This is a genomic window from Mucilaginibacter sp. (genome assembly GCF_025362475.1).
GTDB lineage: Bacteria > Bacteroidota > Bacteroidia > Sphingobacteriales > Sphingobacteriaceae > Mucilaginibacter.
On record NZ_JANYGH010000048.1, the window covers coordinates 57,066 to 69,595 of the forward strand.

The window sequence follows — 12,530 nt, forward strand, 5'->3', positions numbered from 1 at the left end:
ATTTGCCGTCTCATTATTTTGAAAATGCCTATATCCAAGTCAATGAATAAGCTATACTCCGCAATTTACTTTTTATTGTTTCTGCTGAGTACCGCTACTGAGGTTTTTGCTCAACAACCATTGGTAAGCACCGCAAAAAAGGCCGAACTTGATAATTTTTCATCCCAGTTAAGAAACACTTACACCGTGGGCAGACAACAAGCCCTGTCATTAGCCGATAAACGCGGCTGGACCATAAGCCGCCGATCAAAAAATGGTAATTTGCTATCATTACAGGGCATAAACAGTTTAGGGTTCCCTATATACCTCATTACACATAATAATACTACTGCGGCGGCAACAACAAATACCAATAAGATACAACCAGGCGGCTCTTTAGGATTAAACCTTTCAGGCTCCAGCACCAGCCTCCTCAATAAATTGGCCATGTGGGATGGTGGCTCCGTTTACGCCGCTCACCAGGAATTTGCCGGTAAAACCATCACCATAAAAGATGGCGCTGCGGTACTTGACCACACTACTCACGTGGCAGGCACTATGATAGCCAAAGGGGTATATGCACCTGCTAAAGGCATGGCTTTTAACACGGCCGGTTTGCTATCATGGGATTTTAATAACGATGTATCAGAAATGAGCGGTGCGGCATCAGGCTTATTACTATCTAACCACTCTTATGGAGATGTGGCGGGCTGGGATTATAATGATAGCGACTCGCGGTGGGAATGGTACGGCTTACCCGGTGATTCTGTTGATTACACTTTTGGTTTTTATGATACCCGCGCGCAGTCATGGGATAAAATTGCGTATACCGCGCCGTATTACCTCATCGTTGAATCGGCAGGTAATAGCCGGTCCAGTAACGGGCCAGCCATCGGATCAACATATTATGGCTACAGGAGCAGAACAGATCAAACCATTGTTAACAAAGGTGCAAGGCCTGCAAACATCAGCGATAACAGCGGCTATGACATCATCAGCACAACAGGCAATGCTAAAAATATAATTACAGTTGGCGCAGTAAATCCCTTACCCTCCGGGCCAACAAACCGGCAGGATGTAAGTATCGCTTATTTCAGTAGCCGGGGACCAACCGATGATGGCCGCGTAAAACCAGATATTGTTGGTGATGGCGTAAATGTAACTTCTGCAGGTGTTGCCAACAGTACATCGTACCTCACCCTATCAGGTACATCAATGGCTGCACCCAATATTACAGGCTCTTTATATTTATTGCAGGAGTACTACTACAAAAAAAACAATCAAAGCTTTATGCGCTCGGCCACACTAAAGGGCCTGGTTTGTCACACTGCTTTTGATGCCGGTAATGTGGGGCCCGATTATATTTATGGATGGGGGCTGCTCAATACGGCAAAGGCCGCCCAGGCTATAACTGAAAACGGCACCAAAAGCCTTATTAAAGAGAATACGCTTACCCAGGGCCAAACGCAAACCTTTAATGTATTGGCATCGGGAGCTGATGCTTTGATTGCAACTATTGCCTGGACAGATCCACAAGGAACAGTTTTGCCCGACGGGACAATAAACAGCCGCACACCAAAATTGGTAAACGATTTGGATATAAAAGTAAGTGATGGCACCACTACCTATAACGCCTGGGTTTTGGATCCCGATCACCCATCTGCCACAGCAACAACCGGCAATAATATCCGGGATAATGTGGAACAGGTTTATATTGCCAATGCGGTGCCAGGCAAGGCTTACACCATTACGGTATCTCATAAAGGCACCCTTTCATCAGGCTTACAGGCTTACTCCCTCATCGTAACCGGAATGGGCGGTACTGCTTACTGCTCATCGGCACCTTTGAGTAATGCCGATTCGCGCATTGATAACCTTAAACTTGCTAATATCGACAATACACCTGCCTCGGGATGCAAAAGCTATTCTGATTACACCAATTTAACCATCCAATTAGAGGAGGACAAATCCTACTCCCTAAGCATTACCCTGGGTACCTGCGGCAGCAATTTCACTAAAGCCGCTAAGGTATTTATTGATTATAATGAAAACGGTGTTTTTGATAGCAATGAAGAAGTAGCAACTACCGGCTTTTTTAACGGCACCGGAACATACACCACAAACATTAAGATACCGGCCAACGTTTTGCCGGGCACCTACAGTTTAATGAGGGTAGTATTAAACGAAACCGCGGATGCCTCAACCATAAAATCCTGTGGCAGTTACAGCAAAGGCGAAACCCAGGACTACCGCGTACAATTTTTACAAACCAGTATTGATGCCGGCATATCGGCCATAGTTAACCCCGGCTCAAGTGGGGCATGCTCCATCACCACGCCTGTAACTATCAGGGTTAAAAATTTTGGTAGCGCGGCAATCAGCAATATTCCCTTAATGGTAAAAATAACCGCGCCCGATAACACTGTTACTACCTTTAACGGAACCTACGCGGGTGCCCTTGCACCCGGCGATGAAGACAACTTCACCTTTAGTCAAAATTTTAACGCGATGGCCGGGGCCACTTATACCATTACTGCTGTAAGCAATTTAACCGGCGACCCGGTAAAAACAAATGATACCATAACAACAACCATAGTTATTAACTTTCCATCTACTATTGGCGGTCTTAGTGCTTATTACTGTACCGATAGCAAACAATATCTTTTATCCGGGAATGGCGATGGCACTTTGCTTTGGTACCAAAATATTGGAGATACTGCCCCCGTTGCTGTTGGCAGCCCAATAAGCACAACATATCCGCCTGTAAATAATACTTATTACGCAGGCATAAATGATTTTAAGGGCACCGTAGGGCCGGCAACTAAAAATATTTTCAGTGATGGTGGGTATGATCAGTTTACCCCGTCTGTTATTGTTGATACCAAAGTACCGGTAGTTATTCAAAGCGCGCGTTTATATATCGGCAACCCAGGCAAAATCACATTTAATGTAAGTAACAGCAATGGGCAAACTGTGGCATCAACAACTATAAACGCCCAGGCCACCCGTAGCATACCACTCCCCGGCCCGCAAGCAAATGACCCGGCAGACCCTGGTAAGGTTTATGACCTCAATCTTGAATTACCTGCTGCCGGTAAATACGTAATATCAGTAGAATATGATAATACCGCAACCATCTATCGCAACAACGCGGGTGTAACAGCCTATCCGTTCAGCACTGGTAATATATTCAGCATTACCGGGAATGACGCAACCAGTGATAACCCTTCTGACACCAGTTATTACAAAAGCTTTTACTATTATTTTTATGATATGAAGGTTCAAAGCCTGGGTTGTGCTTCTGCAGCCAGGAAGGCCGTGACATTAACGAAGCCTGTTATTGTACAAAGTAATAATACCTTAAACTCAAGTATTGCAATGGGCAATCAATGGTTATTAAATGGAGCACCGATAAAAGGAGCCACAGGTGCCACCTATGATCCCATACAAAGCGGAAACTACCAGGTAGCAGATACTTTAAGCAGTGGATGCGTGGCCATATCAGATGTTTTTGTTTATGCCAGAACGGTAGCCAATGCAGATAAATCAACCGATATAGGATTAACAGTATTCCCGGTGCCGGCAAACGCCAACCTGAACGTGGTATTTACAGCAAAAACGGCTGCAGATCTCAACCTCTCACTTGTAAATTCAGTGGGGCAAATCATAATTTCGGATAAGCAAAGTATCCCGCAGGGCAATTTTAGCACTGTAATAAATGTAAGCAATTTGCCACCGGGCGTTTATGTTTTAAAGGTATTATTGGGCAGTAAGGTCTACGGAAAAAAGGTAATAATCAGTCATTAAAAACTTTATACCATTAAAGAACATAGCCAAAAGCTGTAATCCTTTACACAGATAAAAGGTGGAAAAAATTCACATTTTATGGCAAAAAAATAGAGCAGGCCTAAAATGCCTGCTCTTAAATTGTAACTGTAATTTTGGGGTAAGTAAATCAAAGCTTTATGCTATAGGCATTCGCTTTAATGTTTATTGAAAAGTATATTTTACACCTACACCCGGTGCAATATCAAAAAATGGCCCGGTGGCTACTTCAAGGCGGGGATTAAGATCCAAGCTTACTGCAATTGGGCTATTAGGAATCATCCATTCCAAACCCAAAACACCATCGGCTCCTAATAAAAGGTGCCTGTCTTTATAGTATTGGGCATCACTGCCAAAGCGATGGTAATACCCACTGCCAATAGAACCCAAATGGCCCCCAAAACCGTAATAAAAATTAAGCTTATCAACGTTAAACGCTTGTGTATGTATCTCATACAAACCGGTTATTACCAGGCCGTGATCGCGAATACCCAGGATACCTTCAAGTGCAGTGGTCTTATCCAGGAAGTACTTACCGGATGGCCCAATTTCATATGCGCCAAATTTTAAACCGGCGGCTACCTTATAATCCTGCGCCTGCGAGCGCTTGCCTATTAATAAAAAAGAAACCGAGCATAACAGAATGTAAATAAATTTTTTCATGTAGTAGTTTTAAGTAAACAATTAAACAGGTAATGTAAACGCATATTAGCTTAACGAAGAATTAACCCCATTTGGCCGTAAATGTTCAGTAATAAACGCCAATTATGAATTTTTATGGTATTGTAAAGAAAAAACTACATTGTTAAATATTCATCTAACTGACTTTCAACAGGAAATATTGGTCTTCTTTTAATGTATTTATGACCTTAAATAGATTATTTTAGTGAAATAATTTTCGCTGATAATGATGATATATAGCTTTAAAATAAGAAAGAGCAATTACATAACCCTGTTTTTAACCATACTTTTTTTTATAACCACAGGATGTGTACACGGGCAACTGGGGGTTAACAATAGTAACCAATATCGGAATGGTATGGTGGTTTGCGCTTACCCGGATGCCGCGCAGGTTGGGCTTGATATTTTAAAGAAAGGTGGCAATGCTGTTGATGCCGCAGTAGCGGTGCAATTTGCGTTAACAGTAACACATCCGCAAGCGGGCAATATTGGCGGTGGGGGCTTTATGGTTTTCCGTTCAAAAAGCGGCAAAACAAATACCCTGGATTTTAGGGAAAAAGGACCAGCTGGAGCAAGTGCCAATATGTACCTGGATTCTGCCGGGAATGTAATTCCTGATATGAGCCTGTATACACACCAGGCATCCGGCGTTCCCGGTTCTGTTGATGGGATGGTTGAGGCACACCGTAAATATGGCAAGCTCAAATGGGCCGATCTTGTACAACCTGCTATTGAACTTGCCCGCAACGGTTTTAAAATAACAAAACATTTAGCCAGCGACCTCAATCGCACCAAAGCCCAGTTCACAAAATTGAATCCCGGCAAAACCTATTTGATAAAAGATGGGGATTGGAACGAAGGCGACGTGTTAGTACAGGAGGATTTGGCCAAAACCTTTGAACTCATCCGCGATAAAGGCAGAGAGGGATTTTATGATGGTATAGTGGCCGATGAAATTGTTGCCGAAATGAAAAGCGGCAAAGGATTGATGACAAAGGAAGATCTCAAAAATTACCACTCTGTTTGGCGCAACGCTATTACGGGCAATTATAAAGGGTACAAGATAATTACAATGCCGCCGCCATCAAGCGGAGGCATAGCTTTGCTCCAATTGCTGCAATCTGTTGAAAAATATCCTTTAAAAAGGTGGGGATACAACCAGGATTCAACCGTGCGATTGGTAGTTGAAGCCGAACGCCGGGTTTATGCAGATAGATCCAAATACCTTGGCGATCCTGATTTTTTTAAAGTGCCGGTTGATAGCCTGCTGAAACCAGCTTATACCGCATCGCGTATGAGCAATTTTAGCTGGGATGCTGCCACACCAAGCACCAGTATACAGCCCGGCACCTTTGTAAGTTACGAAAGCGACCAAACAACACACTATTCTATTGTAGATAGGGATGGCAACGCGGTATCAATTACTACCACATTGAACGACAGCTTCGGTTCCAAAATTTTTGTTAAAGGCGCGGGTTTCCTGCTTAACAATGAAATGGACGACTTTAGCTCCAAACCGGGAGTACCCAATATGTACGGATTGATTGGAGGCAAGGCCAACAGCATCCAACCCGGTAAACGCATGCTATCATCCATGACACCAACCATTGTTGAAAAAGACGGAAAACTGTTTATGGTGGTTGGTACTCCCGGCGGCTCAACAATCATTACATCAGTTTTTCAAACCATACTTAATGTAATAGAGTTTAACCAAAGCATGCAACATGCTGTAACTTCAAAACGCTTCCACTCACAATGGCTGCCCGATGAGGTAACGGTTGAAAAAGATGCTATTGATAGTGCCACCGTTACAAAACTCCAAGGTAAAGGCTACAAAATAACCACCCACGGGACCATAGGTCGGGTAGATGCCATTCTAAAAACCCAATGGGGTTATTACGAAGGCGGCGCCGATCCGCGAGGGGATGATACTAAACTGGGGTGGTAGTAAGGCGGTTAGCAGTCGGCAGTTTGCTTAACATCTGTTTTAATAAAAACCGCAAACTGGCAACGGCAAACTGCAAACTTAAATTTGTGTAATTAACAAGCATTTCTTACGTTTGGTATGCATGCATAATAGTGTAAAACACCAGGAAACCATTGATTATTTTTTAAAAATTGTGTGGCAAACCGTTGCCAACAGGTACAACCAGTTGGTTACTGAGTTTGGCATCACGCAGTCTATAGGCTACCTGTTAATCAATATCGACGAAAAGGAAGGCACCACTGTATCCCAGGCGGCCGCATTATTAGGGCTTAAATCAACCAGTTTATCAAGAATGCTTAGTCAGCTGGAAAAAACAGGACTAATCTATCGGGAATCTAACCAGGGCGATAAACGTTCGGTAAAGATTTATCTGACAGATGTGGGCAAAGAAAAACGGCACCAGGCACGCGTGGTTGTAAAACAATTTAATAACTACCTTGATGCCCACATCAGCCCGGCAGATAAAGAATACCTTACCGAAATGCTTAAAAAAATAAATAAGCTTACTGTTAACTACAAACCTAATAGTCAATAAGCATTACAAGAGCTTTTATTGTAAAAACACTTTGCCGTAAACCAGTAATAGTGCGGCCAGAAAAACTAACGGACGTACAGCCATAAACCGAAGTAATTTTCTTTAAAATGATTCGTTTAGTTTGAAATAAAGCTCTTAACTACACTTATTTAATGCTGTGCGGATTATTAATTGTTAAAAAATGTTAAGCTGCCGTTTTTCTATTATAAAAGAATAAATTTGCCTTTTGAAAAAATGAACAGGTTACTTGTTTTACTATTGGTATTGATGGCGGGATTGGGCGCATGTAAAAAATCTGCCGATCCTATGGTACAGTATAAAATTCAAGCGGCAATTGATGATAAAATAATCAGCGATTACCTGGCAAAGCATCCGGAAGACAGCGCTAAACGTGTGGACACATCAGGAGTGTTTTACATTATAAAAAAGGGCGAAGAAGGTTCAGGAAATGACCTGTTTACCAGTTCAACAACTGTAACAGTGGGCTTTACAGGGCAACGGTTGGCTGATGGTGTTGTGTTTGCGCAAACTACCAATTTTCACCCGTCCTATACATTAGGAAGTGTGATAAGAGGTTGGCAGTTGGGTATACCACAGATAAAGAAAGGTGGCAAAATAAGGTTGCTTATTCCGTCAAGATATGCTTACGGGCCATATCCGCAGGATTCGGTACATTTGCCCGCTAATTCGGTACTTGATTTTCGTATACAGCTATATAACATAACTAATTAGACAAAAGAATAAAGGTAAAGGGCCACAATGATTAGCTGTTTACTGTTAACAAACAATATAAATGAAGAAAATTACTTTTACGCTATTATTACTTGCCACAATAGGTTTTATATCTTGCCGCAAAACAGCCAACGATCCTAATATTACACAAGTCGACGAAACCAATATTCAAAACTATATTAAAGCCAATGGGCTCACAGCTATGAAACGTGATACTACTGATCATGATACCAGCGGCATTTATTACCAGATTCTTTCGCAGGGATCAACTGCGGGTCTGCCATTGGACTATTCAGATACAGTGAAGTTTGTTTTTACCTTAAAATCATTCGACGGAAAATACAACTCACTTGATTCGCTGACCAATAACCATTACGATGGTTTTTTAGGCCACATAAGTCAAAGTGCGCTTCCAAAAGGTTTGCAGATTGCTATTCATAACCTCATTAAATATAAAGGAACAAGAGCAAGGGTATTAATACCTTCGCGCCTGGCCTATGGAATAAACGGCTATGGAACGGGCAGTGCAAGTAACGTTAATACCCGTATTGCAGGTAACCAGTGCCTTGATTATTATCTTAACGTATATACCGATCAAAACAAGTATGATGACCAGGTTATAAATAACTACAAGGCTGCCAATGGCTTAACTGGTTTTGTTAAGGCACCAGGTGGTTATTATTATAAAGTAACAACTCCTGGTACAGGCGCAAATGCCATAGGTCAATATTCAGCCTTTACCACAACTTACTCGGGCAAATTTTTAACCGGAACAGAATTTGACTCCAACACAACTGGTGCAACATTTGACCTTTCGGGCAATAGTGGAAGCATACCTGTAACAGGTGTGGCAGAGGGCTTACAAGGTTATACTACAGGCGCCGCAGTTACACTACTATTACCTTCAAGATATGCCTATGGAAGAGCGGGTACTACCGGTATAGCCGGGAATACTAACTTACGTTTCGACTTTACAATAGTTACCGTGACTAATTAATTATTTAGCTAAAGCCTCTTTAAATACTTTTAAACAACGCTCGCGTGCAAAAGCGTGATCAATAATGGGTTTCGGATATGTGCTAAAGTCAGCATATTCCGGAACCCATTTTTTTATGTATTTCAATTCCGGGTCAAACTTTTTTGTTTGAGATTCAGGATTAAATATCCTGAAATACGGTGCAGCATCTGTACCCGAGCCTGCAGCCCATTGCCAGCCGCCAACATTGCTGGCCATTTCATAATCAAGCAGCTTACGGGCAAAATAATGTTCGCCCCAGCGCCAGTCTATCAATAAATCTTTACTTAAAAAGCTGGCCACTATCATGCGTACACGGTTGTGCATAAAGCCTGTGGCATTCAGTTCGCGCATGCCTGCGTCAATTATCGGGTAACCGGTCTGCCCATCGCACCAGGCCTTAAATTGCGCTTCATCATTAACCCATCTAATGCGGTCATACTCCGGGCGAAAAGCATGATCCATCGTGTGCGGGAAATGGTACAAAATCATCATATAAAACTCGCGCCATATCAATTCATTAAGCCACGTTTTACTACTATAACCATATGCCGTTTTTGCCAGCTCCCTGATGCTTATGGTACCAAAACGTAAATGCATTCCAATATGTGATGTGCCTTTAATAGCGGGAAAATTACGCTTCTCCGCATAATCGCTGATAACGTCCTCATACTCCTTACCAGGCAAGGGAAGGGTGCTTTTTTCAAAACCCATTTCTTTTAATGAAGGTATTGCCAAAGGCTGGGTCTTAACCAAGTTGGTTAAATACTTTAGGGTAGGATAAGGTTTAAGATGAAATGGCTTAAGTGCTGCATACCATTTGCGCTGATATGGGGTATAAACAGTGTAAGGTTTGCCATCATCTTTGGTTACCTCATCTTTTTCAAATATTACCTGGTCTTTAAAGGTTTTGAAATCGATATTGTGCTTTTTCAGCCTCTCTCCTACAGCATCATCGCGCCTGGTAGCGTAGGGTTCATAATCATGATTGGCATACACCGATGCAATATTATGTTCCTTGATTATTTTATCCCAGGCATGATCGGCCTTATCATAAATCACCAATAGACTGCTTCCATGTTTTTGGAGTTCTGCATGCAGCTCTTGAATAGCATCATAAATAAAAGTGACACGGGCATCATCCTTGTCTTCCAGCTTATCTAATATCTCCTTATCAAAAATAAACAAAGGCAAAACAGGGTTGCCACTTTTCAAGGCGTGATATAAACCCGCATTGTCATTTAAACGCAGGTCGCGGCGAAACCAGAAGATCGTTATCGGGGTATTTTTATCCATATATTTCTTTCAATGCGGCTGTCACCTCAGTATACTTAAAACTGAAGCCTGCATCTTTAATTTTTTGATCAGATACTTTAGTGCTTCCCAAAACCAGGCTACTGATTTCGCCCAGCAATAATTTCAGCACAAATGCAGGCACATTTGGCGCCCACATAGGTTTATGCAATTGTTTAGCTACTGCCTTTGTCATTTGGGCATTGGTTACCGGGTTAGGTGCCACCATATTAAAAACCCCTTTCAGCCCTTTGTTTTCTATGGCAAACAGGTACATATCAACTACATCCTGCCAGTGGATCCAGGGAATCCATTGTTTACCATTGCCTATTGGCGAACCTACAAAAAGCTTTACGGGTAAGGCCAGCGCAGGCAATGCTCCCGCTTCTTTATCCAGCACCACACCAGTGCGGAATTTTACTATGCGCAAACCCAGCTTTTCACCTTCATCAACTGCGGCCTCCCAATCAATACAGCATTGCGATATAAAATCACTAACCGGCGGGCTGGTTTCTGTCAGTAATTCATCTCCCCTATCACTATAATACCCAATACCCGAGGCAGAGATAACCGAAGTAACTTTGTTAGCCCGGGTTTTAAGCAGGCTATATAACAGGGCAATTGATTTGGTGCGACTTTCTATTATTTCTTTTTTACGATCTTCCGTCCAGCGTTTATCTGCAATGCCGGCCCCCGCCAAATGAATAATTGTATCTACACCATCAATGCAATGTTCATCAATAGTGCCATTATTCACGTTCCATATAAAGGTTTTAATATCTATGTCTTTAGCAGGGTTCCGGCTCAAAAAACTTACGGAATAGCCTTTCGCCAGCAATAGCTTACTAAGCCGCTTACCTAAACCGCCAGAACCACCTGTTATCAATATGTTCATCTTGTTGTTATTTGTCAAGGTTTTTTGTTTTCATGTTATTGGATCGTCGCAAAGCGAGGAGTTAAGAGCCATAAAACAAATGGCTAAACTCCCTCCCCGTAATGTATAATTTCTTTTGCCATGCCATTAAAAATAAACAGGTGGAAAGGCCACATAGCATACCAGTACAACCGCCCCCACAAACCGCTGGGCCTAAAAGTAGCAACCTGGCTCAGGTTTTTATTACCGTTACGTTCAATTATTTTAAATTCCAACCAAGCTTCGCCTGGCAGCTTCATTTCGGCATATAATAGCAGGCGCTTATTTTCTTTATCGGCCAGTAAAACACGCCAAAAATCTATGACATCGCCAGGAGCTATATTGATGTTGCTGGTGCGCCCCCTGCGTATGCCTACACCTCCAAATAACTTATCAATAAAACCGCGGATGTTCCAGATCCAGTCCCAGTAATACCACCCCCGATTGCCACCTATCGACATAAAATTGGTGAACACATCTGCGCTTTCGCGCTCAAAAGGCATTTTAACTTTATACTGCAGCGTACCATTCTGTGGTACTTTTATCTGGTCCATAAAACCCGAATGGAGATAGCCCATATTCAGGGCGTCCTTCCAGCTGGATACAATAGAGTTCTGCTCTATCTTAACAAAGGCCAGGTTAAGTGCTTCCTCATATGTTAAGCATTTTCTCAGCACTATATCATCTATGCTATGATCCTGCATAATGGTTTCGTTCTTCATGCTGTTCACCAGGCTTTGCGCTAAGGTATAACTGGTTGAAGTAACAAAGTAAAGCCAGTAGGAAGAAATTTTAGGCGATAGGAACGGAATGATAAAAATATGCCTTTTCAGCTTACGCACTTTGGCATAAACAAGCATCATATCCTTGAATGATAAAATATCCGGTCCACCTATATCAAAGGTTTTCTTAAACGTTTTTTCGTTGAGCATCACACTTACCAGGTAACCCAGCACATCGCGGATGGCTATAGGCTGACAGCGGGTGTTTACCCAGCGGGGCACGGTCATGACAGGTAGTTTTTCGGTAAGATCACGAATGATCTCAAACGAAGCGCTTCCGGAACCGATAATAATAGCCGCCCTTAACACAGTAAGCGCCGATTTACCTTCCTTTAAAACATCCTCTACATGCCTGCGCGATTCGAGATGTTTGGAGAGATTATTATCATTGGTGATACCGCTTAAAAATATCGTTTGCCTGCAGCTGGTTTTATCAAGCGCATGAATAAAATTATATGCTGATAAAGCCTCCAACGCCGCAAAATCCTGCGCCTGCGACATAGAATGCACCAGGTAATAAGCGGCATCAATATCTTCAGGAAAGGCTTCAATACTCGATTCCTTAAGCAGATCTCCCGTTGTAAGTGTTACTTGCTTACTAAAGTCGCTATGTTCATGAAAACGCCGTTTATCACGCACAAGGCAAACTACGTCATAGCCTTTCTCCAACAAAACCGGGATAAGCCTTGTACCTATGTAACCGTTAGCCCCCGCAAGTAATACCTTCATGTTATGTGCAACAACAAAGCAGGCAGGCTGTTTTAAATTGCGTGTTTACCCGGTACTTA

General features: G+C 42.4%; 9 protein-coding genes. 5 read left to right on the forward strand and 4 right to left on the reverse strand.

Annotation, left to right across the window (positions count from 1 at the left end; all coding sequences use genetic code 11):
- Positions 1-42: 42 nt before the first annotated feature.
- On the forward strand, positions 43-3,786 hold the full coding sequence (locus Q0R88_RS15610) for a S8/S53 family peptidase (protein ID WP_295717726.1): 3,744 nt from the start codon (positions 43-45) through the stop codon (positions 3,784-3,786).
- Positions 3,787-3,969: 183 nt separating this feature from the next.
- On the opposite strand, the gene Q0R88_RS15615 is transcribed toward Q0R88_RS15610, so the two are convergent.
- Complete coding sequence (locus Q0R88_RS15615; protein WP_295717729.1) at positions 3,970-4,467, reverse strand: hypothetical protein; 498 nt, start codon at positions 4,465-4,467, stop codon at positions 3,970-3,972.
- Between the two features lie 247 nt (positions 4,468-4,714).
- On the opposite strand from Q0R88_RS15615, the gene ggt reads away from it, so the two are divergent.
- From ggt to Q0R88_RS15635, 4 genes are all read left to right on the forward strand, one after another.
- Positions 4,715-6,433 carry a gamma-glutamyltransferase gene (gene ggt, locus Q0R88_RS15620; RefSeq protein WP_295717883.1) on the forward strand — a complete coding sequence of 573 codons (1,719 nt, stop codon included), beginning with the start codon at positions 4,715-4,717 and terminating at the stop codon, positions 6,431-6,433.
- 121 nt (positions 6,434-6,554) lie between these two features.
- Positions 6,555-7,007: a MarR family transcriptional regulator gene (locus tag Q0R88_RS15625; protein WP_295717731.1), complete on the forward strand. Its 453-nt coding sequence runs from the start codon at positions 6,555-6,557 to the stop codon at positions 7,005-7,007.
- Positions 7,008-7,241: 234 nt separating this feature from the next.
- Complete coding sequence (locus Q0R88_RS15630; protein ID WP_295717733.1) at positions 7,242-7,739, forward strand: FKBP-type peptidyl-prolyl cis-trans isomerase; 498 nt, start codon at positions 7,242-7,244, stop codon at positions 7,737-7,739.
- A 61-nt stretch (positions 7,740-7,800) separates the two neighbouring features.
- On the forward strand, positions 7,801-8,736 hold the full coding sequence (locus Q0R88_RS15635; RefSeq protein WP_295717736.1) for an FKBP-type peptidyl-prolyl cis-trans isomerase: 936 nt from the start codon (positions 7,801-7,803) through the stop codon (positions 8,734-8,736).
- Here the strand turns inward: Q0R88_RS15635 and Q0R88_RS15640 are convergent, their stop codons facing one another.
- The 3 genes from Q0R88_RS15640 to Q0R88_RS15650 form a co-directional block, all read right to left on the reverse strand.
- The gene (locus tag Q0R88_RS15640) at positions 8,737-10,050 is read right to left on the reverse strand and encodes a deoxyribodipyrimidine photo-lyase (protein ID WP_295717738.1); all 1,314 of its coding nucleotides are present in this window, start codon (positions 10,048-10,050) and stop codon (positions 8,737-8,739) included.
- Complete coding sequence (locus Q0R88_RS15645) at positions 10,043-10,942, reverse strand: TIGR01777 family oxidoreductase (protein ID WP_295717740.1); 900 nt, start codon at positions 10,940-10,942, stop codon at positions 10,043-10,045. Before Q0R88_RS15645 ends, Q0R88_RS15640 begins: the two co-directional genes overlap by 8 nt.
- 83 nt (positions 10,943-11,025) lie before the next feature.
- Complete coding sequence (locus Q0R88_RS15650) at positions 11,026-12,471, reverse strand: SDR family oxidoreductase (protein ID WP_295717742.1); 1,446 nt, start codon at positions 12,469-12,471, stop codon at positions 11,026-11,028.
- Positions 12,472-12,530 lie beyond the last annotated feature (59 nt).

What these genes read in the sequence shown, in the direction of transcription:
- Q0R88_RS15625 (WP_295717731.1), top strand. Translation starts at nt 6,555, where the DNA reads ATGCATAATAGTGTAAAACACCAGGAAACCATTGATTATTTTTTAAAA.
- Q0R88_RS15650 (WP_295717742.1), bottom strand. Translation starts at nt 12,471, where the DNA reads ATGAAGGTATTACTTGCGGGGGCTAACGGTTACATAGGTACAAGGCTT.
- Q0R88_RS15615 (WP_295717729.1), bottom strand. Translation starts at nt 4,467, where the DNA reads ATGAAAAAATTTATTTACATTCTGTTATGCTCGGTTTCTTTTTTATTA.
- Q0R88_RS15635 (WP_295717736.1), top strand. Translation starts at nt 7,801, where the DNA reads ATGAAGAAAATTACTTTTACGCTATTATTACTTGCCACAATAGGTTTT.
- Q0R88_RS15645 (WP_295717740.1), bottom strand. Translation starts at nt 10,942, where the DNA reads ATGAACATATTGATAACAGGTGGTTCTGGCGGTTTAGGTAAGCGGCTT.
- Q0R88_RS15630 (WP_295717733.1), top strand. Translation starts at nt 7,242, where the DNA reads ATGAACAGGTTACTTGTTTTACTATTGGTATTGATGGCGGGATTGGGC.
- Q0R88_RS15610 (WP_295717726.1), top strand. Translation starts at nt 43, where the DNA reads ATGAATAAGCTATACTCCGCAATTTACTTTTTATTGTTTCTGCTGAGT.
- ggt (WP_295717883.1), top strand. Translation starts at nt 4,715, where the DNA reads ATGATATATAGCTTTAAAATAAGAAAGAGCAATTACATAACCCTGTTT.
- Q0R88_RS15640 (WP_295717738.1), bottom strand. Translation starts at nt 10,050, where the DNA reads ATGGATAAAAATACCCCGATAACGATCTTCTGGTTTCGCCGCGACCTG.